The following is a 20,880-nucleotide window of genomic DNA, read 5'->3' as shown; positions in this document are numbered from 1 at the left end:
TTTTATGAAAATACGGCCTTACAAAGCTGTTGTATTGGCAATGCTGACAATGTTGCCTCTTAGTTCTGGACTAGCAAAAAAGCCGGATAACCATCCGTCAAATAATAAGCACGATCAAGGTTCTGAAACCGAGAGTAATACTGGCGGTGGCGAAAGCGAGCTGGAGGATCTGAACAATCAAAGATTTATTACCGTCTATCCTACAGCGCTTACTGGCCCTGTTACTAACCCGGGGATGGGCGTTGAAACCTTTCACGATAATTGGGGCTCGACATTAAGCTCTAGCGAATATCCGGATGCTGGCATTGATTACTACCGATTCTATTGGAATGAATTAGAGCCGGAAGAAGGTAAGTATACCTTTGATAAGCTGGATAAAATTCTCAGTGAAAACCGACATGAAACGCCACCTAAAATGGTAGCGATTCGCTTTATGACAGCGGAAGAACCGGAAAGCGGCAGCAAAGTACCACAATGGCTAATTAACAAAGGCATTAGCGGTTATTGGACTGAAGATCATAAAACCTTCGTCCCAAACCTAGATGACAGCTTGTACCTTTACTACGGTGAAAAACTGCTGAAAGCGTTCGGTAAGCGTTACGATGGCAACTCAAACTTAAGCCATATTGATATTGGCATGGTCGGTTCTTGGGGTGAGTGGCATAACAGTAACTTCTCCGGTTTAGAGCCGTTACATCAGAAATACAGCGATGCCGACCTGAACAAGTGGGTTGATCTGCATTTTGAAGCGTTTCCTAAAACACCGAAAGTGATGTTAATCAGCGGCGGTAACAGTTTAGCTTACGCGACTGAAAAGGGAGCGGGATGGCGAGCGGATTGTTGGGGAGACTGGCACCATTTCTCAACCACTTGGAGCCACATGAGAGATGATTACCCATATCGTATTCAGCAAGCTCAATATGACGACCCGAACTTTGATACCAGTTGGCAACGTGGACCTATCAGTCTTGAAACCTGTGGAACAATGCAAGGCTGGGAGTCGACGCAAGGCTATAGCTATGAAGAAGTGAAAGCCAGTTTGGATTGGGCAATTGAGCACCATGCATCAACGTTGAATTTGAAATCAAAGCCGATCCCGACTCAATATCGAGGATTACTCGATGACGCTCTGCTTAAGATTGGCTATCGAATTCGTTTAGAGAAACTCAATCACCAAGTTGAACTCAAAGCTGGTGGTGTGTTGAACGTGAACACATTGTTTGTCAACGAAGGTGTTGCTCCACCTTATCAACATCGTTACTTGGCTTACAGGTTAATTGATGTAAATGGTAATACCGCTTTCTTTGGTACTTCTAGTTACGATGTTCGTTCATGGTTACCGGGTGAATACGAAACACACAGTAGCCTCACCTTACCAAGTACACTTGAAGCAGGGCATTATTATCTTGAGCTCGCTCTGGTGGATAGTCATGGTGATGCGCGCTTAAATTTTGCTAACGTTGGAAAGCAAGATTCTGGTTGGTATCGTTTTTCAGATTTAACGATTTTGTAAGAGTGACAACGTAGCGTTATTCCGTGCGCTATTACTTTAACGATATGAAAAAACCCAAGTGATACACACTTGGGTTTTCCCTCTTTAATCAGTTTAAGCAATCATGACTTAAGCTGGGTTTTGAACACCTTCTGCTTCAGCGGCTTTCTTCTCTTGGTACATCTTCACTAGGAAGTATACGTTTACAACAGCGATGAAAGTGTTTGTTGCTACAACTGGCAGCGCATCGATCATAAGACCGTAAGCTGAGAATAGCGTACAACCGATAAAGTTCAGAATACGAAGCTTTACGATGTCTTTCATAGTTAGAGAAATAGCAACCATGATTGATGCTGCGTAACCCATGATTTCAATTGTTTGCATATCCATAATATAGACCCTCTTTATTTGCCGGACTTGGTATCACCGGTACCAATCTTCTCGTCTTGAGATAAATGAGGGAGCTCCATGCCTCGAATGGTCTAAGTTGATTAACTGGCGCTAATATACCAATAGTCAAAGTGTGATGAAAGCCTCAATATTTAGGAAATAGAAGGTTAGCGATTACGCAAACGTTTTACGTAGCAATCAAATGAAATTAATTCTGTGAGCGAGCGAATAATTCCTCATTTCAACTAAGCAACAAAGTAGAATAATGTCTGCTGACTTGTCGAATCAAAACCCTTCTAACGTGCAAATAGTGCTTATCGCTTGGCAATAGGATGGTCTGAATTGAGCTGCAATAGGTCCCACAAATTACCATAAAGATCTTCAAACACAGCAACAGTACCATAGTCTTGTTGTTGAGGATCTCGGATGAATTTAATACCAATTGACTTCATATATTCGTAATCTCTCCAGAAATCATCAGTATTTAAAAAGAGAAACACTCGGCCTCCAGCTTGATTGCCGATAAAGTCATGTTGTTCAGGCTTTGAAGCTTTCGCCAACAACAAGCTAACACCATGTGAATTTGGTGGGGCAACCACCACCCAACGCTTATCCTGCTCAGGCTGGTAGGTATCATCAATAAGCTCAAACTTAAGCTTGTTCACATAGAAATCAATCGCTTCGTCATAATCTCTGACGACTAATGCAATATGTACAATGTTTTGTTTCATAGGAATACTTATTTGCTCTTTAGGGAAGGAGCGAATCCATTTGGAAATATAGTAGACTCATCATAAATAGCATTTTTAAAAGACGACGCTTCTAGATCCGCTCCGAGAAAAGATACGCCTTTAAGGTTTGCATCATCAAAAATAACTCCGTATGCAAGTATGTTATCCATAGTTGAATTTTGTAGATTAGCTCCTGTAAAATTTGCGCCAGCAAGCATGGCATTGTCAAACTTAGAGCTTTCCAAATTCGTTTTGGAAAAGTTTGCAAACTGACCTTGTATATTACTGAAATTTGAGTTTTTGGCTGTTGAAGCGAAAATTTTAATATTGTCTAAATATGAACTTGAAAAGTTAGTTTTATCAAAATTTACATTAGTAAATATGGCATCATTTAAAGGAACTTTAGATAAATCTATTCTATATAATTCACTGCCACATATCTCTTTTGTACAAGATTCAAAAGCGAACAGGGTCCAATCTCTTAGAGGGGTATAATTTGGTTTGTATACAGAGAACCAAGAGAATGGATTTACAATCTTTGGCTCTTTTATGGATTCTATTTGATATGTAGTTCTAAACTGAGCCATTGCAGTTTTGAATCCCATAGAATGCCCAGAGTTAGCTAAGCTATAGAAGTTTGATAATGTCGTAGAAGCTAAAGAAGAATCTCTGTTGTATTTCGCTTCGACTAGGTAATATGCCGTGAGATACAAGCCTATCAATGAGCCAATAACTAAATAGCCTGTCTCTTTTTTAACTGATTTGTAAAAATGCTTAGTCCAATTTAAGAGTATCAAAGTCAGCCTCTAATGCTATCCATAAAAGTTTTATTAGTATGCACAAATATACAATATATTGAATAATATTTATGTTATCGAAAACGGTTTAAATGGTGGAAAAAATTTGGACTCTATCGCTATTGAACTTGATATTGTCTCTCATAACTATACGTAGCTAATGATAAAAGAGGTCGTTTATCAAGTGGCTAAAAGGTTGGTGATATGCCGATATTTCCTGTACCAACTGCAAGGAGTTAAACAATACGCGGTTGAGCATTAAACTTTTTGGGGTCAGATACAATTTATCTATATAACGCTAAATTGTATCTGATTAATTAGGAAAATATCTTGAAAATTTGCTTTGTTTATTTTACGGAAAAGTGCAGTTCTTCTTCTTTCTTGTCATCTAGGTATATAACTACTCTATGCTCTCCTTTACCTAGTTCAACTCCAGATTTTCTTCCCCAAAAGCGATGAGGTGGTTCCTTCATTAAAATATCGCGACCATGTGTGTAACGCAGCTCATCTCCGGTGTACCAATCCCAACGAGCTTCAACCTTTTCGCCTTTTAGCTCAGGATCCCAATTAGCAATTGATAAAACATAAATTCTATCTTCGATACCAAATTCATTCCCTATGCCCGAGACTAGTGACTCAGCTTTTTTACTTAGATCGACATGTTTGGCTAAGTAATGTTGATATTTGACATCCTCTGGCGCAACGGTTGCAACACAACCGGCCAATAAAACCAAACTTAATATCGAACTGCATTTTGCTACTAATCTCATAGTCAATCCTTTACTTATGTATGAATAAGTATTTAATGCTAATGATTGAACAATAAGAAATCAATTGCCTACATCACATCTGAAACATAACTGTGTCTTTTAACTGGATGCGTAATGGATGGAAATACTGAATATTTCATAAGACATATAAATTCAATTTTCGGTAATTCGAATTCTGATAGACCTAGAACGTCATCAATAAAGTTACATTAAATTAGCAATACACTATCGTGCAAATGAATGTATATTATTGATTTAGCTCAATTATATAATACTATTCACTTTACAGATTTCGTGAATAGTTTCTAATTGCATAATCAATATAACAAAGGAAAATCCCTATGAAACGCAAGTGGTTAATGTCTATTCCTGTACTTATGGCAACCTTACTTTTAAGTGGTTGTGGCAGCACTTCAAAAGGTAAAGAAGTAACAGCCCAGTTCCACATCGATAAAATTAACGTTCAGGTTACTCAGTTTCATGAACCTGCCATTGAGTATCACAGTAAAGAAGAGCTATCTACAATGGTGGAGAGTCTAGTACTTACCAAACTAGCTGATAAAGGTATGCTTTCAGATGCTCCGGGAATGGATACGATTACGATAAACATCGACTACACCAGACGATTTGTAGGTGACGCAACACCAATTCCATCTGACTCACTTGGATATCCTGAATTTAACTTTAACGTGCAACGTGCAGGTGATGAGCCAACTAAACCACTCATCAATCGCAATAACCTAGTTTACAAAGGTAGTTTCGCACAGAATCTTCAGGTGATAGCGGGAGCTTTAAGAGACAAATCTGTTGAAAATGATTTCGTTGAGGCGATTGCTAATACTGTTGTTAATGACATCGAAGAACTCAACTAAATCCTATAGAGCGGCATATGCAGGTTTCATTCAGCTCTGAAATACAGTTTTGAAAAACAAAGAGCAGGTTATTAAGCCTGCTCTTTCTCTTTATTTTGTATCTGAACCCGAAATCTCCAACATCTAGATTCAAGTTTGCTCGTTTCTTACTTTTCGTGCTATCCACTGTTACTGGCTTATCAATCGCAGGTATTGGTTTTGGCGTTTTGGCGACGAAAAGCTATCGTTATTGGTAATAAAAAACCCGTCAAATGACGGGTTTCATTAATTGGGTTCAACCTTATTTTTTAGGTTGGTGCGCTTGCTTGTCTTGTTCTGTTAGCTCACGGATACGACGGCTGATGTCGCGGCGCTCTTTTGAAATTTCTGCGCTTTTGATGATGTGGTCATCAACACGATCTTCGTAGTCTGCTTTCATGTTCTTAACGATAGTCATGATCTCTTCTTGAGTCATTTCTGGTTTGATGTAATCAACCAAGTTTTCAAGCAAGTCTACACGTTTGCGGTTATCACGAACTTTCTTTTCATTATCAAGAAGTTCACGTTTCAGTTTGTTTTTGCGACGAGCTAAGCTCACGATTTCAAATACGCTGTTCATAGGTCCCTTTTCCTATCTCAATGCAACTAACAGTGATTAAAGCACATCGTTGCAACTCATAACAGACTTAAGATCAAACCTTACAACAACTTGTCCATTTATTCGCCAGTTAGCGCTTGGCTTGATTGTACTTCACTCAATAAGCGCTATATCATGTGCGCAGTTAAACTTTAAGTACCGAAATGATCATGCTGTCCTCTGAAATTGTTGTCTCTAAAGCCGATATCGCACCAGTTGAAGATCAACACAACGTTAAACTCCGTCATGCCTACCTTCGCGAGCGTAAAGTCATGGAACATATTGATATTGAGTTGAACCGAGCAAAAATCGTTATCATGGACGAGAACGGCAATATATTGAAGTTTGCAATGACTCTCGAACACTAAACTGTTCTTTAGTTGCGGTCATTTCTCCATAGAAGGAAATAAAAAAATGAATATAGAATTGAGTCCTTTAGAAGCGCGAGTCATTGGCTGTTTGATTGAAAAGGAAGTCACAACACCAGATTATTACCCGCTAACCTTAAATAGTTTGACTGCCGCTGTTAACCAAAAAAGTAATCGTGAGCCAGTTTTGTCGCTGAGTGATGCAGAAGTTCAAGATGTAGTGTCTGAACTTATCTCTCGCCGTTTAGTGAGTGATGAGAGTGGTTTTAACAGCCGCGCAAGCAAGTTTCAGCATAGATTTTGTAATACCGAGTTCGGTGACTTAAAGCTGAATGAGCAAGAACTAGGCATTGTCTGTTGTCTGTTGCTACGAGGCCCTCAAACACCCGGTGAACTAAGAACCAGAACTAATCGTTTATGCTCATTTAACGATGTTAAAGAAACAGAAGCAGTACTAGAACGTTTAGCTGCAAGAGAATCAGGCGCATTGGTGGTAAAACTGCCTCGTGAACCAGGCAAACGCGAGTCGCGTTATCAGCATCTCTTTTCCGGAGAAGTAGACTTGGAAGCCCTAGCGGTTGAGTCATCTTCGGCAAGCAGTTTCTCAAGCAACAAAATGGAAATGCTTGAGGCTGAAGTCGCAGAGCTACGAGAAGAAGTTGCTGAACTAAGAGCCATGCTAGAAAAGCTTCTTTAATGACAACGTTAAGTAACAAAGAAAAATCGTGGTGGGTGTACTTTGTACGCACACCACAAAATTCCCTCTACTGCGGTATTACCACAGATGTCGAACGTCGTTTTGGCCAGCACTGCTCAGGCACAGGTGCAAAAGCTTTGAGAGGAAAGATGCCTTTAGAGCTGGTTTGGTCACATCAGGTTGGTGACAAGAAAGGTGATGCTCTTCGACTTGAATATCGAATCAAACGTCTGTCTAAGATTCAAAAAGAAAAACTCATTCAACAACCTTCATTACTAAGCGTATACGTTCCTAACTAAGTGCTTTCCCTGCGAAGCGTTGAGCTTTTCCTACCTTATTTTTATCAACAATATCTGTTTTCTGAGATAACGATCGCACGGTTTTCTGTAAATATTGATTTTGTGTATTAATCTTGAAAAGGGACAATACAAAAGGTTGATGTGGAAATGAATAATTCTAAAAAAGTACTTTCTATAGCAGTGTGTGGATTGGTTGCAACCTCAGTAAATGCGGCGAATACAGTCGCTGATGCACGTGGTAACGGTATGGGCAATACTGGTGTGACAACTGCCGACTATCTTCTCGCTCCTTTTTACAACCCAGCATTAGGAGCAATATATCGAGACAGTGATACCTTCGGTATCTTACTGCCCGCAATCGGAGCAACGGCTCGTGACCCAGACGAGTCATTAACAACAATTGATGATCTACAAGACAGCATTAAAGCCTTTGAAGCTGCAGGTACGCCGACTCAAGAAAACGTCAATCAAATAAACAGTTATCTTGATCAACTCTCTGACGACAAACCTTTGGGTGTTTCTGCTGGCGCAGGTATGGCTGTTGCTGTACCTCTAGAAGCTGTTTCAGTGAACTTTATCGCTCGAGGGTACGCTGAAGTTTTGGTAAGAACAGACATTAAGGCTTCTACGGGGAACACAGAGGCTGATGCCAGAAACCGTTACGAAAATTCAAGTGTGGATTTATTGGCTTTCGGCTATACAGAGTACGGCCTGTCATTTGCGAAAACTGTAGCGATCAAAGGACAAGACTTTGCGTTTGGTGTTACACCTAAGTTCCAACAACTGCGTACATATAAACAAGTTGTCACGGTAGAAAACTTTGATTTGGACGATTATGACAAAAGCGAAGTGAAAGACAATGCGTTCAACTTGGATTTGGGGGCGGTATGGATGCTCGATAATTATCGGGCAGGTATTGCAGTTAAAGATCTCTTTTCACAAGAGCTTAAAACCTATGATGGACTTAACACCTATCAATTAGATACTCAGGTCACGGTTTCCGGTGGATACGTGACTGAGCTGTTTACTGCCTCTGTGGATATCGATTTAACCAAGCAGGAAAGATTCTCAGGGTACAAAGATAATACTCAATATGTTCGGTTTGGTGTTGAAGGTAATGCATGGGGATGGGCTCAGTTGAGAGCGGGATATGAGATTGATATTGAAGATACATTAGATGATGCAGTTACCCTTGGTATCGGGATTAGCCCAGGAGATCTCGTCAGTTTTGACTTGGCTGGTAATTATGCGGGAGACGGGCAGTTTGGGGTTTCAACCAACCTAGCTTTCACTTTCTAGCCCTTAAAGCTGAACAATACTTCATCGAACGCAGGCGCCTATAAGAAATTTTAGGTGCCTGTACTATCAATTCGGCAATATATGCATAATAATCCTTATATACTCGTTAAGCTTAGAACCGCTATGTTATTGAAAATATTCATTTGAATAGCTGATGTTCCAAGTTGCATCCTTTCAACTTCTTAGTAATCTGTGCAGGTATTTCATGTCTAAATGATGCACTGATACTAAGGTCAAACTTAAGGGCTTACTGAGTGATTAATCAATCAACAGCGTACAAAATGAATACGGATAGAATGAAAAGAGCCTTATTGTTTTCACTTTTTTTTAGTGCCACACCTGCATTGTCGGCTCAATTTCTAGATGGTTATTGGCACTACAAAGAGTTTTTAAGTATCAACCCAACGGAGAAAGAGCGGACGCTTTTGCTTTCGGAAACCGTGCGTAACAAACCTGTCCCAATCTCTGTCACTCAAGACAAACCTGTCACTATCTCTGTTGTTTATCCCGGCCAACAAATTTCTGATTATTGGGTTCGCAATATCAAGGCATTCGAGAAACGAATGGAAGAGTTGGGTATCAAATATCAGTTAAACCAAGTATTTACTAGACCAAACGTGGATATGAGACAACAAAGTTTGTCTCTGATGGAAGCGATAAAAAACAACACTGGCTATTTAATTTTTACTCTAGACACAACACGTCATAGGAAATTTATCGAGCACGTGTTGAATTCATCAGACACCAAACTCATTCTGCAAAATATCACGACACCAGTGCAAGGTTGGGAAGAGAGACAACCCATGATGTATGTGGGTTTCGATCATGAGCTCGGTGCAAATCAAATTGCTGATTATTACAAGCAAGCTATTCCAGATGGCAGTAAGTATTCGGTGCTGTATTTTTCTGAAGGTTATATCAGTGATGCTCGTGGTAGTAGCTTCATTCAAATGATGGAAGAGAGTAATAGCTACAAACTTTCTTCGTCTTTTTATACCAAAACTACCGAACAGAGTGGTTATGAGTCGACGTTAAAGATCATTGAAAAAGATCCTGATATTAAATTCATCTATGCCTGTTCAACCGACGTTGCATTAGGTGCAGCAAAAGCGCTAAAGGAATTGAATCGTCAGGACATTGAAATCAATGGATGGGGAGGCGGTTCTGCTGAGCTAGACGCTATCGTGCAAGGTGATTTGGATGTTACTGTGATGCGAATGAACGATGATACCGGTATTGCAATGGCGGAAGCCATTAAATGGGACATCGAAAATAAACCCGTACCGCTTGTCTATTCAGGCGATCTAGCCGTTGTGACTAAAAATGACTCTAAAGAAACGATAGAGAAACTCAAACAACGCGCTTTCCGATATTCAGATAATTAGTAGGCAGATAAGCAGTGGTAAAAAGTATCAACCCGATTAAGCAGAAGAAAAATATTGCATCTTTTATAAGCCATGCAATTGTTGTTGCGCTTGGTACTTTAATCATCATGGTGTTGTTCCAGAGCTACCAAATCAGTAGTCGTCTGATTGCACAAGAAGTGATGAGAACCTCTAAGCAGACTTCAAGCTTAATTCAAAGTTTATTTGATTTTCGTCTTGCTACACTGCAGATACACCAAGACAGTAGTGCAAAGAACGCAACACTGGTTCAGGCTATTCACAGCGGTAAAGAAGAAGAGCTGGATCAATACTTTCTTACTGTTGACCAGCTTGAGCTTTCTAATACACCAGACATTCGTTTTATTACCAGCCAGAAAGAAATGCTTTGGGACGATGGCAACTCTCAGTTCTATGGTATTGAAACCAAAGAGCTTGGGAAAATAGTCCGTAGAGTGTCAATAAGCAGTAACTGGCATCTGATTAAGAGCCCTTCGCTACTTGGTCCTACTTACCTTTTGGTAAGAAGGTCTTCAATCGTCGATCCTGCAACGGGTGAAGTACTTGGCTTTCTCTATGTATCTATTGTTCTCAATGATAACTACGCATTGATTGAAACGATTAAAGATAACAGCAATGCCCAAAATCTGGTGCTTGCAGTGGATGAGAATATTTTGTCTTCGACTCTGAATGGCAACGATCTTTACAATGAACAAGATATTATCCGAAGCGTGACGGGTGAAGCTCTGGATGAAAAAAATATCGTCAGCAAAACCATGCTGGAACTTGAAGGTGTGCCTACCTATCTGGCGGTATTTTCAGTACAGAGTAACCAGAATGCATTGAAATTAAGAGACAGCTATTATTTTTGGATTGTGTTTGCGTTAATCGCTTTGTTGGGTGTAACCATTGTTACTCGCTGGTGGTTACATAAACGTATTAAACACGAAATTGATCAGCTGATGTCTTACACCCACAAAGTGGCGGTGCAGGGCAAAGAGTATTTCTTTCCGGGATCTGCGATTTATGAGTTTGACCATTTTGGACGCACGCTTGAAAACACCTTCCAGCGTTTAGCTGAGCAAGAAAAGCAGTTCGAAGATCTTTTTAATTTCTCACTCTCACCAATCATTCTATGGTCTACGGAAGGGTACATTATTCGTATGAACCCAGCCGCGCAGAAGGAGTTTATTGGTGCGAAAGGTGAAAGCAAGAGGTCGTTCAGGGCTTTAGAAAAACAACTTTTGCCAGACATCCAATCTGCAGCAACCGGCGAACTATCGAAAGAAGTGATGACGGAAATTGATAAAAAAGTGTTCCGTTGGAGTATTTCACCGATAGTGATCGAAAATAAGATTGAGTCGATTATCACTCAAGGGCAAGACGTAACAAGTTTCGCGGAAGCAGAGAAACAAAGTCGATTAGCGCGCAAAGAAGCGGAAGAATCAGCAAGAGTTCGAGCGGACTTTTTAGCCAAGATGAGTCATGAATTGCGTACGCCATTAAACGGGATTTTAGGTGTTTCGCAATTATTGAAACGTTCAGTATCAAGCCCAGAGCAAATCGATCAGCTCAATGTACTGTGCAGCAGCGGAGAACATTTACTCGCGGTACTTAACGATATTCTCGATTTCTCTAAGATTGAGCAGGGGCAGTTCCGTATTTCATCTTCAGACTTTCCGCTAATTAATGTGGTTTCTGCCATTGAACAAATTTACAAACCAATGTGCCAAGAGAAGAACTTGGCGTTTGAAATTGAAACTGACATTAACGAAGGCGTAATCGTTAACAGCAATCAGGTACGTTTAAATCAGATCTTGTACAACATTATTAATAACGCCCTTAAGTTTACGAATGAAGGTTCAATTTATGTTCGTATTTCTATGCAATATGGCGACACCGACCAGTTATACGTCACCGTGAGGGATACTGGTATTGGTATTAAAGAATCTGACTTAAAGATTATTTTTGAACCGTTTATGCAAGCTGAACCGACAACAACTCGGGAGTATGGCGGTAGTGGATTAGGTCTGGCTATTGTTCACAGCCTTGTTGAAATGCTTGGTGGGTCTATTCAAGTAAAATCTGAATTTGGTAAAGGAACCGAGTTTACGGTTATATTGCCGATGGAAGTTGTTTCTCGGAAAAGTATTTCGGACGAGCAACAAGAAGAAACTAAACGCTTTGCTTTATTTGATAAATCATTGAAAGTATTACTGGTTGAGGACAATCATACCAACGCGTTTATTGCTCGAGCATTCTGTGAAAAGTATGGGATGGATGTGGATTGGGTCAAAGATGGCTTGCAAGCGATAGAGAAAGCGAAAACGCAGCAATACGACATCATTTTTATGGATAATCAATTGCCTTTCCTTGATGGTGTTGATGCAACGAAAGTCCTCAAGAAAGAGATGCAACTGAACACACCTGTTTTCGCCTGTACTGCCGATGGAATGGAGTCTACCCAACAAGCATTTTTAGCTGCGGGTGCCGAATATGTCATTGTTAAACCAATCCGAGAAGAGAGCTTGTATCAAGCTTTGGTTCATTACAAACAAACCTATTGTTAGCGATATAGAGCAGGCCTTTAACTAGGGTTTGCTCTATATCGAACCAGCACTGAAGGCATGTTCCAGCACTTCTTTTCTCATTTCGTCTGACATATTGATGGTTTCATCGAACTTAATACCTATCAAATGCCCTTTGGGTTCTCTACTGATTTTTACAATGTGACAGCCAAGATTCTCAGGTAGCGAAGTTATCATTTCACAGCGGATATCCACTTTACTGCCAGTCTGTAGTTCGTTTTCTCCAGCTACGAAAATTCCACAGCCAGAAACGGACAAATCCGCCATGATTCCTGATACTTCACTGTTTATTGTGCTGATACTAGCAGGTAGTGAAATTGAATAACGTTCATGCTCGCGAATAGTTTTTGTCGCAAAATGTTTGGGAGGGCGTAAAAACAGAAGGTTAAAAGGTCTTCTAATCGACTGATAAGTTGAAGTTTTAAACGCAACAATATGCCCGTAATCTTTGTTGCAAATGCCCCTCACCACGGTTTGTACATTAGAAAGCTTACGCATGACGAGTAATTCCAATGCTTTGATTGGAAGATCGAGGATCAAATACTGTTGGGTCTTATGTCCGACTAGGGTGGTTGTGAAATCGTAATTGTCGTTTGGGCCGAATTGGAAACTGACCGACAACTTCATGCCATTCTGGAGGTATTTTTCGAGTTCAGAGATGTTATTGGAACTTGATGTCGACATATCTATTTTAACCCTGCCGTGTCGTTTTTATTATTGAGTACGGTATAAGGTTGAGTATATTACAAAACTCTTCGAATTTTAGTCGAATCTAAATTAAATATGACGACATCATTTTGGGAATGAGATCTAACGTTCAATTAGTAATTGAAGCGCACGCCCATCGCGATTTGAGGTCCCCAGATACCCGCGTTTCTCGCTTCAGCACTCAAAGACAACTGGTCTGTTGAATGGAAACGGACACCACCAATAAACACGCCGCTTTCATCAGCGCGACCAATCTTAGCGTGAACTTCGAGTTGGTTAGTCAACCATACGCGGCCACCAACATTCAACTCATAGATAAATTCGGAATCATCACCTTCTTCTTTGGTGTAGTTGACATGATGCAGCAACATTTGTCCGTATATGTCCATGAATTGGTTAATAGGGCCATTGAAGCCAATACCACCAGCCATATCCCAATCCTCATCAAAGCGAGTATCCGCACGTAAGATAAAGTGAGAGTTATCTGTAAAATGGGTACTAAATTCACCGCCAAACGACTCAGGGCTAATAGCAGTTCTTACTTCAAGAAAATTGTAGCTAAAGTTGTTCGCCATTGCGGTGTTTGGTACTGCGAAAGCAAAACCAATTAAGCTTAATAGACCTGCCTTTTTTAACATAAGTGTATTCGTCCTGAGTGAATTAAAATGTAAAGATACATTATTTATTAGCAAATTACAGGCCATTGTATCTTAACTAATATAAGGTGATTAAAAAATTTGATGGATGTAATGTTTGTTTGCTTTTTATCTGCTCTATTTTTACATCATTCGTGTTGATATTCAGGACATTAGTTCAAATTTGGGTATAGTATGTTTAAAAAATTAGTACAAGAAATACGATGAAAATGAAGACTCAAGCTCTAATGGTACAAGGTACCACTTCTGATGCGGGTAAAAGTGTATTAGTGGCAGGTATATGCCGAGTGTTGGCAAGACGAGGCTGCAAAGTCGCGCCATTTAAACCACAGAATATGGCCTTGAATAGTGCGGTTACTGCTGATGGCGGCGAAATTGGCCGAGCACAGGCTGTTCAGGCTCTCGCTTGTGGCATTGAAGCTTCAGTACACATGAATCCTGTTTTACTCAAACCTAATTCGGATACGGGTGCGCAAGTTATTTTGCAAGGTAGGGCACTCTCTAATATGGAAGCGCAGAGTTATCACGACTATAAAAAGGTTGCGATGGAGACGGTTCTAGATTCATTTGGCAAGCTTCAACAGCAGTATGAGTATATTGTGATAGAGGGTGCAGGCAGCCCAGCAGAAGTGAACCTAAGAGAGAACGATATTGCCAATATGGGGTTTGCAGAGGCTGCAGATGTTCCCGTGATTATCATTGCCGATATTGATAGAGGCGGTGTTTTTGCCCATCTTTACGGGACGTTAGCTCTATTATCTGAGTCTGAGCAAGCTAGAGTTAAAGGTTTTGTTATTAACCGTTTCAGAGGTGATATTGCTCTTTTACAGTCAGGGCTAGATTGGCTGGAAGAAAAGACAGGCAAGCCTGTACTTGGTGTACTCCCGTATTTGCACGGTTTTGATTTAGAAGCAGAAGACGCAATTACTGCTAATCAAGTTAAAGCTGAACAAACCAAGCTTAAAGTCGTCGTTCCGGTTTTTACCCGTATTAGCAACCATACCGATTTTGATGCCTTGCGACTAAACCCTGATATTGACCTGCGTTATGTCGGTAAAGGAGAGAAACTTCAACATGCTGATCTGATAGTTTTGCCCGGCAGCAAATCAACTCGTGCTGATATGGAATATTTGCGTTCACAAGGTTGGGATAAAGATATTCAGCGTCATATTCGTCTTGGTGGCAAGGTCATGGGAATATGTGGTGGCTATCAGATGCTTGGTCACTGGATACACGATCCAGATGGTGTAGAAGGCAAAGCGGGTAGCTCAAAAGGGCTTGGTTTGTTGGATATGGACACCACGTTAACGTCGCAAAAACAACTGACGAATGTCAAAGGTACGCTACACCTTAACGGCCAAAGTGCCCGTGTTTCTGGCTATGAAATTCACGTTGGGGTATCTGAACTCGCGGTGGATTCGCATTCAAAGCCTATTATTACTCTTGATAATGGTAATAGTGATGGACTAGTCAGCTCTTGTGGTCAGATCCTTGGTACTTATCTGCATGGTGTCTTTGATGAGTTTGAAACAGCGAGTCTAATTTGCCGTTGGGCGGGAGCAGAAGAATTGCAAGAATATGATCATGTGGCGACTAAAGAGTTGGCAATCAATAGAATTGCAGACGCAATAGAAGAGCATATGAATTGGAGTTCCTTATGGGACGGTGCATTCAAGGTTAAATAAAATGAAGCAGATCATATTATGCCTAGGATTACTCCTTTCTAGTCATTCAGTTTTGGCCAAAGATACCGTTACAATCTATGCCGCATCATCAATGACCAATGCGGTAGGTGATTTAGTTGAAGCTTACAATCAACAACATGACAGTCATATCGTAACCGTGTTCGGAGGTTCATCCTCATTAGCTCGTCAGATTGAAAGCGGTGCTCCTGCGGATGTTTTCCTTTCGGCGAATGAGAAGTGGGTAAGCTATCTTGTCGAAAAGAAACTGGCCGATATAGATAAGGTCTCATTGATTGCCGGTAACCAATTGGTGTTAATAAAACCTGCGAGTTCACCGACACAGTCATTCAAATTGGATCAAAAGCAAGAGTGGAATAAAGTGCTTGATGATTCTCGAATAGCGGTAGGGAATACAGATTCCGTACCAGTCGGTATTTACGCCAAAGAGGCGCTCACTAACTTAGGTGTTTGGAGTGAGGTCAAATCTAAATTGGCTCAGACAAATAACGTTCGCAGTGCGTTAGCATTGGTTGAGCGTGGAGAATCAGCATTAGGCATCGTCTACAAAACAGATGCTTTACTTACTGACAAAGTAGAAATGTTGCAGTCATTTGAACCATCGCTGCATGGAGCAATACACTATCCATTGGTACAACTTAACGACAAGTTAAGCAGCAAACAACTGGTGGACTTTATTCAGTCTGACGAAGCCAGAAGCATACTAAATAAATACGGATTCCGTACAGACATGGGAAACGAGAAATTTGCTCAGTGACTATATGCTCAGTGATTATGAGTTAACCGCACTGCTATTAAGTTTGAAAGTGGCCGCATACGCTGTTGTGTGGCTGCTACCTGTTGGGGTAATACTTGGCTGGGTACTTGCTCGTAAAGAGTTTGTTGGTAAAAGCGTGTTGGATAGCCTAATTCATTTGCCTTTAGTGCTTCCGCCTGTGGTGATCGGTTATTTGTTGTTGATCTCGATGGGCAGGAGAGGCGTAATTGGCAGTTGGCTCTATGACTGGTTTGGCGTTTCTTTTAGTTTTAGTTGGCGTGGTGCTGTTTTAGCTTGTGTGGTTGTGTCACTTCCTTTGATGGTGCGAGCGATTCGTTTAAGCGTAGAAAGTATTGATATTAAACTAGAACAAGCGGCAAAGACGCTTGGCGCTTCACCGATAAAAGTATTCTTTACTATTACTCTACCTTTAACACTGCCTGGTGTAATAACCGGAGTCATGCTTGCCTTTGCGAGAAGTTTAGGAGAGTTTGGCGCCACAATCAGTTTTGTTTCAAATATCCCCGCTGAGACTCAAACCATTCCGTTAGCTATGTTTACCTTCCTTGAAACACCGGGAGAAGAAATGGCGGCTGCACGCTTGTGTATTATTTCAATCGTTATTGCACTGTTATCACTTCTGACTTCTGAATGGGTAAGTCGACGAGTAAGACGCCGTTTAGGAGTGAGCCAATGAATCAAGGCGTTAAGGTGACTTTCCAGAAGCATCTGGAAAACGTGGAAATGAACGTGGATTTCATTGCGCCAAGCCACGGTATTACCGCAATTTTCGGACGTTCTGGTGCCGGAAAAACCTCGATAGTGAATGCTGTAAGTGGTTTATTAAGCCCCGATACAGGTAAGATCGTGGTGAATGGCCGAACCGTATTTGATAGTACGCAGGGCACAAATATTGCGGTTGAAAAACGTAACCTCGGCTATGTGTTCCAAGAACCAAGGCTTTTTCCTCATTACACGGTTCAGGGAAATCTAAATTATGGCGTCAGAGAAAAAGACGATGAGTATTTCAACTCCATCGTTGAGTTATTGTCTCTAGAACCTTTATTGTCTCGTTATCCAAAAGGGCTCTCAGGTGGTGAGAAGCAACGTGTTGCGATAGGCAGAGCGTTGCTGTCGAAACCTGATTTATTGCTAATGGATGAGCCGTTAGCTTCTTTAGATTTGCCTCGTAAACGTGAAGTTATGCCTTTCTTAGAGATGCTATCTAAGAAGGTGAAAATTCCGATTCTCTATGTGTCGCACAGCTTAAGCGAAATTCTAAGATTAGCGGATCATCTTATTGTGATAGATCAGGGCAAGGTTGTCTCAGATGGAAAAATAGAAGATGTTTGGTCATCAAAAGTGATGCGCCCTTGGCAATCTTTTAGTGAGCAAAGCACTTTATTTTCTGCCACGGTTAGCAAACACAATCTGGAATATGGTTTGACTCAATTGCAATTTGTCGAAGGTTTAACTTTTTGGGTTCAACAAGTTGATGCCGAAGTTGGATCAACCGTTCGTCTGCAAATTAGAGCAAATGACGTTTCGATCGCTCTGGATAAAAATGAAAAATCGTCGATTCGAAACATCTTACCTGCTCGTATCGCTGGAATTGAATATCAGCATTACGGTGATAACAAGAAGAGTGTCTCGGTAAAACTGGACTTGAACCAGGGTTGCTATCTATGGGCAACTATCACTAAGTGGGCGTTGGACGATCTAAAGTTAGAGGAAGGCATGCAGGTTTTCGCACAGATCAAAGGCGTTAGTGTTTCACAAAGAGATATTGCGATAGCGAATCTTTAAAAGAGAAGTGTGGGGGTTAGATATGGATATCAAGCAGACTGCCAATCATATCTTGCTCGCGTTGAATCACATTGGTTCCAACGCGATTATATTGAGCCGCTTGGTTTAGCTTTAGCATTGGTTCAATATCGTTTTTTGAAGGGTGGTGGGCTTTTTTGTGTTCAATAGCATTGAATTTGAGCGCGTCATTGTCCGAAAAGTCATTCTTGAATGAATTGGACTCTTGAATCTCTCTTGCTGCTTCGTCAGCCATTTTATATGACTGCTGAACAATAGGGTAACCAGACTGTAGAGATGAAATTGACATACGCTAATCCCTCTTAGTGATAAAAGCTTATGCCTTGTTCATTTATTATGCAAGTTAACGGTGCACAAACGCAGTTACGAAAACAACTTAGAGATTAATTCTAACTCTTCAGAAGTCACCAGCTCAGATCTTTCCCCTTCTAGAGAATGAGAAATCTCACCTTGCAGCGCACGCAGTTGCTGAGGTGTTAACTGCTGTAACTGTGATTTGAAATTATCAAACTGAACGCTGTTCATCCTAATGTCCCGTAATAACCTGTTTTCACGTCTCGCCATGGTCTTGTGGTTCATGAGCACCTAAACCTTACTGTGTAAGATAAGACTGACATTCATGTTAGTATTCGTGCTGATGCTTATGTCCGAAAAGTGTCAGGTTATACGCCTGTTAATGTAAAAAAACGCATATTGGTGCCAGTTATTCTCAATGGCACCAATATTGGTTCTACAAGGACGGCTGCTTGCTAGGTGGGACACGCACAGCGAACTTGGCCGCCAGTGAATGCAACTCGGGTAGCATTCGGTAGATCAAATGGAGTTGTTGAAGCACCAAGCGAGCAGAACTGCTATCTTCTTCACGCCATTCACTTAGACGTTCTTTTAACCCTGAATCATCAATATTGATCGCGTCAGATTCAGTGCAGTGATTATACAGTTGCTGATAGAGCGCATCTAAGTGCTGGTGAATCACGCGATGAGACTCCAAGACCAATTGGTGCACTGTTTCATCATCAATTCGAGTTCGGTGAGCGCCTAATGCTGAGGTGTAGCTCAGTAAAGCATGATTAAGAGTGAGGAAACGAAAACTCTCATCTGTTGCGGCTCTATATTTACCCGGTTCTGCAAGCATATTACTTACTGCTACGGCTAAAGCTGCGTCTTGGTTATGCGCCTGACGCCTTGCAATTCGGTAACTCAGGTTATCTTTCTTACCAATTCGATATTGACCGATGATCTGATCTAAATACTGCTTGTTTGCATCTACAGCATCGGCCATCACCTTGTGTAAACGCTTTGACTGCCAGTCTGGAAGAATAAAGTAAACGGCAAACACCGCTAACGCACAACCTGTTAGCGTATCCGCAAGGCGAGGGAATACCACGGCATAACCTTCACCAAGCTGGTTGAAGCAAAACAGTACGAGTACGGTAATAAATCCGGTGGCATAGCCATAATTGTTAATACGGAAGGCGAAAAACATCACGCCGGAGAAGACGATAAATACTAGCTGGCTTTCAAGCGAGGGAAATAAGGTTAACAGCGGCACGCCTATCAATAGGCCTGCAATAGTGCCAATGATCCTCGCTTTCAGTTTTTGACGTGTTGAGGCAAAGTTGGGTTGGCAGACAAATAAAGTCGTTAGCAGAATCCAGTAACCACGCTCAATCCCTAACCCTTGAATGATCCCATACCCAGCGGTTAACGCGAGAGACATTCGAACGGCATGTCGAAACAGTAATGAATCAGTCGTCAGATTAGATTTAATCCTTAACCAAGCCGTTTTGAACGTATGTGCTTCAGTATCTTGTAAGATGCCATCTTCAAGTTTTGTCGTATCAGGATTGCTCACGTTACATAACTGTTTTTCTACCGTCGCGAGGTTATTGAACAGATACCCAAGCTGAGCAAGTGAGACTTTCCACTCTTTATTCTCTTGTTGTTGAAGATGATTAAGCGATAGCTGAAGTTCATCAAGCGCGATGATCGAATCACTATCATGGGTATAAGGCAAACCTAACTGAATAGAGTGCGCGACTTGATGGCAAGCTTGAGCTTGTTTCTGTAACAAGTGTTTAAGCCGAAACAGCACGTCTGAACGCTCGAACTGTCCTGAAAGCTCCTGATAACGATAATGGGTTGAACTTACCCTCTCATGAATATCCTGTGCCAGAAAATAGATATTAAGAAAACGGTCGCTAGCACTGTCTACGTGGCCTCTCTTTGAGCGAGTAAGAAATACCGCTTTACACTGATTGAGTGCAGAAACTGTGGCTGAGTTTAAGTTGGCTTCTGTAATACGATGTGGTTGAGGCGATAAACCGGATACAGGGTGGAACAGTTCCGCTTTAGCATCGAGGTATTGACCAAGTTGAACAAAGACATTGGCAAGGCTTTGTTGCACCGGTTGAAGTGGCCAGAGAACATGCCAGATCATTGAAAGGAAGTAATACCAAGCACAACCAGTCAGTAATAGTAAAGGCTGGAACCAAATATTTGTACTGTGATGAGCGCCTAACATGGTGTAGATAGCAATAAGCAAGGAGCCGAAGGCGATACTTGCATAACGGCTACCAATAGCGCCGAGCATGATGAAGCCAAAAGTTGAGGTAAACAATCCGATGGCGAAAAGAATCGGCGTTTTAAACAAGATCTCAATTGAGAAGGCAGCAAGAGCAAAACAGAAAAATGTCAGAGTGATGGCTTTTAGTCGACCTGTAAAGCTGTCGTCTCGCTCGGCAAGTGCCGCAGCGATAACACCCAATATCAGAGGAGTCACCCAAGTGTTTAGACTGTAATACCAAGTTGGAACGACAACACCGAGTAGTGCAATGCAAATCAGCACACTGTAGTTGATGGTTTTATTAGCCCAGAGAACACGAAGTCGTTTTAACAAATACACGATGGCCCATCACTGTTAAAAATAAA

The 20,880-nt window shown here is 41.2% G+C and carries 22 protein-coding genes; 12 read left to right on the top strand and 10 right to left on the bottom strand.

Going from position 1 to position 20,880, the window contains the following annotated elements:
• The first annotated feature begins 4 nt into the window (after positions 1 to 4).
• On the top strand, positions 5 to 1,513 hold the full coding sequence (locus tag L3V23_RS05125; protein ID WP_237291976.1) for a DUF4832 domain-containing protein: 1,509 nt from the start codon (positions 5 to 7) through the stop codon (positions 1,511 to 1,513).
• Between the two features lie 108 nt (positions 1,514 to 1,621).
• Here the strand turns inward: L3V23_RS05125 and L3V23_RS05120 are convergent, their stop codons facing one another.
• From L3V23_RS05120 to L3V23_RS05105, 4 genes are all read right to left on the bottom strand, one after another.
• Positions 1,622 to 1,882, bottom strand: coding sequence for a YgjV family protein (locus tag L3V23_RS05120; RefSeq protein ID WP_042487232.1), 261 nt, complete (start codon positions 1,880 to 1,882; stop codon positions 1,622 to 1,624).
• 314 nt (positions 1,883 to 2,196) lie between these two features.
• Positions 2,197 to 2,613 (bottom strand): VOC family protein, encoded by a 417-nt coding sequence (locus tag L3V23_RS05115; RefSeq protein WP_102969057.1) that lies wholly within the window; start codon positions 2,611 to 2,613, stop codon positions 2,197 to 2,199.
• An 8-nt stretch (positions 2,614 to 2,621) separates the two neighbouring features.
• Complete coding sequence (locus L3V23_RS05110; protein ID WP_237291975.1) at positions 2,622 to 3,410, bottom strand: pentapeptide repeat-containing protein; 789 nt, start codon at positions 3,408 to 3,410, stop codon at positions 2,622 to 2,624.
• 347 nt (positions 3,411 to 3,757) lie between these two features.
• Positions 3,758 to 4,180: a hypothetical protein gene (locus L3V23_RS05105; RefSeq protein WP_102986083.1), complete on the bottom strand. Its 423-nt coding sequence runs from the start codon at positions 4,178 to 4,180 to the stop codon at positions 3,758 to 3,760.
• 341 nt (positions 4,181 to 4,521) lie between these two features.
• Between L3V23_RS05105 and L3V23_RS05100 the strand changes: the two genes are divergently transcribed.
• Positions 4,522 to 5,052, top strand: a complete 531-nt coding sequence (locus L3V23_RS05100) for a hypothetical protein (protein ID WP_237291974.1) — start codon at positions 4,522 to 4,524, stop codon at positions 5,050 to 5,052.
• 280 nt (positions 5,053 to 5,332) lie between these two features.
• Here the strand turns inward: L3V23_RS05100 and L3V23_RS05095 are convergent, their stop codons facing one another.
• Positions 5,333 to 5,650, bottom strand: coding sequence for a DUF496 family protein (locus tag L3V23_RS05095; RefSeq protein WP_042487222.1), 318 nt, complete (start codon positions 5,648 to 5,650; stop codon positions 5,333 to 5,335).
• Positions 5,651 to 5,838: 188 nt separating this feature from the next.
• On the opposite strand from L3V23_RS05095, the gene L3V23_RS05090 reads away from it, so the two are divergent.
• The 6 genes from L3V23_RS05090 to luxQ all read left to right on the top strand — a co-directional run bounded on the left by L3V23_RS05090 (position 5,839) and on the right by luxQ (position 12,283).
• Positions 5,839 to 6,036, top strand: a complete 198-nt coding sequence (locus L3V23_RS05090) for a hypothetical protein (protein ID WP_146029464.1) — start codon at positions 5,839 to 5,841, stop codon at positions 6,034 to 6,036.
• A gap of 46 nt (positions 6,037 to 6,082) precedes the next feature.
• Positions 6,083 to 6,733, top strand: coding sequence for a YceH family protein (locus L3V23_RS05085; RefSeq protein WP_102963950.1), 651 nt, complete (start codon positions 6,083 to 6,085; stop codon positions 6,731 to 6,733).
• Positions 6,733 to 7,032 (top strand): GIY-YIG nuclease family protein, encoded by a 300-nt coding sequence (locus tag L3V23_RS05080; protein WP_102969062.1) that lies wholly within the window; start codon positions 6,733 to 6,735, stop codon positions 7,030 to 7,032. The genes L3V23_RS05085 and L3V23_RS05080 overlap by 1 nt, the downstream gene beginning before the upstream one ends.
• Positions 7,033 to 7,179: 147 nt before the next feature.
• On the top strand, positions 7,180 to 8,331 hold the full coding sequence (locus L3V23_RS05075; protein WP_102969063.1) for a conjugal transfer protein TraF: 1,152 nt from the start codon (positions 7,180 to 7,182) through the stop codon (positions 8,329 to 8,331).
• A 296-nt stretch (positions 8,332 to 8,627) separates the two neighbouring features.
• Positions 8,628 to 9,716 (top strand): autoinducer 2-binding periplasmic protein LuxP, encoded by a 1,089-nt coding sequence (locus L3V23_RS05070; protein WP_237292146.1) that lies wholly within the window; start codon positions 8,628 to 8,630, stop codon positions 9,714 to 9,716.
• A 14-nt stretch (positions 9,717 to 9,730) separates the two neighbouring features.
• Positions 9,731 to 12,283 carry a quorum-sensing autoinducer 2 sensor kinase/phosphatase LuxQ gene (gene luxQ, locus L3V23_RS05065; protein ID WP_346656169.1) on the top strand — a complete coding sequence of 851 codons (2,553 nt, stop codon included), beginning with the start codon at positions 9,731 to 9,733 and terminating at the stop codon, positions 12,281 to 12,283.
• Positions 12,284 to 12,316: 33 nt separating this feature from the next.
• Here the strand turns inward: luxQ and L3V23_RS05060 are convergent, their stop codons facing one another.
• Together L3V23_RS05060 and L3V23_RS05055 are read right to left on the bottom strand one after the other, a co-directional pair.
• A complete protein-coding gene (locus L3V23_RS05060) occupies positions 12,317 to 12,985 on the bottom strand; it encodes a PilZ domain-containing protein (RefSeq protein WP_237291973.1) in 669 nt (222 codons plus the stop codon).
• Positions 12,986 to 13,122: 137 nt separating this feature from the next.
• Positions 13,123 to 13,647 (bottom strand): hypothetical protein, encoded by a 525-nt coding sequence (locus L3V23_RS05055; protein ID WP_042487203.1) that lies wholly within the window; start codon positions 13,645 to 13,647, stop codon positions 13,123 to 13,125.
• A gap of 221 nt (positions 13,648 to 13,868) precedes the next feature.
• Between L3V23_RS05055 and L3V23_RS05050 the strand changes: the two genes are divergently transcribed.
• From L3V23_RS05050 to modC, 4 genes are read left to right on the top strand one after another with little or no spacing between them, the layout of a single operon-like run.
• Positions 13,869 to 15,350 carry a cobyric acid synthase gene (locus L3V23_RS05050; protein WP_181460973.1) on the top strand — a complete coding sequence of 494 codons (1,482 nt, stop codon included), beginning with the start codon at positions 13,869 to 13,871 and terminating at the stop codon, positions 15,348 to 15,350.
• A gap of 1 nt (position 15,351) precedes the next feature.
• The gene (gene modA, locus L3V23_RS05045; RefSeq protein WP_102966848.1) at positions 15,352 to 16,125 is read left to right on the top strand and encodes a molybdate ABC transporter substrate-binding protein; all 774 of its coding nucleotides are present in this window, start codon (positions 15,352 to 15,354) and stop codon (positions 16,123 to 16,125) included.
• Positions 16,126 to 16,129: 4 nt separating this feature from the next.
• A complete protein-coding gene (gene modB, locus L3V23_RS05040; RefSeq protein WP_102955268.1) occupies positions 16,130 to 16,822 on the top strand; it encodes a molybdate ABC transporter permease subunit in 693 nt (230 codons plus the stop codon).
• The gene (gene modC / locus L3V23_RS05035; protein ID WP_237291972.1) at positions 16,819 to 17,931 is read left to right on the top strand and encodes a molybdenum ABC transporter ATP-binding protein ModC; all 1,113 of its coding nucleotides are present in this window, start codon (positions 16,819 to 16,821) and stop codon (positions 17,929 to 17,931) included. Before modB ends, modC begins: the two co-directional genes overlap by 4 nt.
• 16 nt (positions 17,932 to 17,947) lie before the next feature.
• Here modC and L3V23_RS05030 read toward each other — a convergent pair whose 3' ends face one another.
• The 3 genes from L3V23_RS05030 to yccS form a co-directional block, all read right to left on the bottom strand.
• A complete protein-coding gene (locus tag L3V23_RS05030; RefSeq protein ID WP_102966846.1) occupies positions 17,948 to 18,238 on the bottom strand; it encodes a hypothetical protein in 291 nt (96 codons plus the stop codon).
• Positions 18,239 to 18,312: 74 nt separating this feature from the next.
• Positions 18,313 to 18,474, bottom strand: a complete 162-nt coding sequence (locus L3V23_RS05025; RefSeq protein ID WP_167828610.1) for a hypothetical protein — start codon at positions 18,472 to 18,474, stop codon at positions 18,313 to 18,315.
• A gap of 205 nt (positions 18,475 to 18,679) precedes the next feature.
• Positions 18,680 to 20,854, bottom strand: a complete 2,175-nt coding sequence (gene yccS, locus L3V23_RS05020; RefSeq protein ID WP_102966845.1) for a YccS family putative transporter — start codon at positions 20,852 to 20,854, stop codon at positions 18,680 to 18,682.
• Positions 20,855 to 20,880: the final 26 nt, after the last annotated feature.

It is taken from the genome of Vibrio sp. A1-b2, assembly GCF_021726015.1.
Lineage (GTDB): Bacteria > Pseudomonadota > Gammaproteobacteria > Enterobacterales > Vibrionaceae > Vibrio > Vibrio diazotrophicus.
This window is presented reverse-complemented; position numbering and strand designations above follow the sequence as displayed.

Bases quoted from the DNA above. Each gene is read 5' to 3' on its own strand.
- L3V23_RS05080 (WP_102969062.1), top strand. From the start codon at position 6,733: ATGACAACGTTAAGTAACAAAGAAAAATCGTGGTGGGTGTACTTTGTA.
- L3V23_RS05030 (WP_102966846.1), bottom strand. From the start codon at position 18,238: ATGTCAATTTCATCTCTACAGTCTGGTTACCCTATTGTTCAGCAGTCA.
- modB (WP_102955268.1), top strand. From the start codon at position 16,130: ATGCTCAGTGATTATGAGTTAACCGCACTGCTATTAAGTTTGAAAGTG.
- L3V23_RS05090 (WP_146029464.1), top strand. From the start codon at position 5,839: ATGCTGTCCTCTGAAATTGTTGTCTCTAAAGCCGATATCGCACCAGTT.
- modA (WP_102966848.1), top strand. From the start codon at position 15,352: ATGAAGCAGATCATATTATGCCTAGGATTACTCCTTTCTAGTCATTCA.
- L3V23_RS05075 (WP_102969063.1), top strand. From the start codon at position 7,180: ATGAATAATTCTAAAAAAGTACTTTCTATAGCAGTGTGTGGATTGGTT.
- L3V23_RS05050 (WP_181460973.1), top strand. From the start codon at position 13,869: ATGAAAATGAAGACTCAAGCTCTAATGGTACAAGGTACCACTTCTGAT.
- L3V23_RS05025 (WP_167828610.1), bottom strand. From the start codon at position 18,474: ATGAACAGCGTTCAGTTTGATAATTTCAAATCACAGTTACAGCAGTTA.
- L3V23_RS05055 (WP_042487203.1), bottom strand. From the start codon at position 13,647: ATGTTAAAAAAGGCAGGTCTATTAAGCTTAATTGGTTTTGCTTTCGCA.
- modC (WP_237291972.1), top strand. From the start codon at position 16,819: ATGAATCAAGGCGTTAAGGTGACTTTCCAGAAGCATCTGGAAAACGTG.
- L3V23_RS05060 (WP_237291973.1), bottom strand. From the start codon at position 12,985: ATGTCGACATCAAGTTCCAATAACATCTCTGAACTCGAAAAATACCTC.
- L3V23_RS05085 (WP_102963950.1), top strand. From the start codon at position 6,083: ATGAATATAGAATTGAGTCCTTTAGAAGCGCGAGTCATTGGCTGTTTG.
- L3V23_RS05100 (WP_237291974.1), top strand. From the start codon at position 4,522: ATGAAACGCAAGTGGTTAATGTCTATTCCTGTACTTATGGCAACCTTA.
- L3V23_RS05115 (WP_102969057.1), bottom strand. From the start codon at position 2,613: ATGAAACAAAACATTGTACATATTGCATTAGTCGTCAGAGATTATGAC.
- L3V23_RS05070 (WP_237292146.1), top strand. From the start codon at position 8,628: ATGAAAAGAGCCTTATTGTTTTCACTTTTTTTTAGTGCCACACCTGCA.
- L3V23_RS05095 (WP_042487222.1), bottom strand. From the start codon at position 5,650: ATGAACAGCGTATTTGAAATCGTGAGCTTAGCTCGTCGCAAAAACAAA.
- L3V23_RS05120 (WP_042487232.1), bottom strand. From the start codon at position 1,882: ATGGATATGCAAACAATTGAAATCATGGGTTACGCAGCATCAATCATG.
- L3V23_RS05105 (WP_102986083.1), bottom strand. From the start codon at position 4,180: ATGAGATTAGTAGCAAAATGCAGTTCGATATTAAGTTTGGTTTTATTG.
- L3V23_RS05125 (WP_237291976.1), top strand. From the start codon at position 5: ATGAAAATACGGCCTTACAAAGCTGTTGTATTGGCAATGCTGACAATG.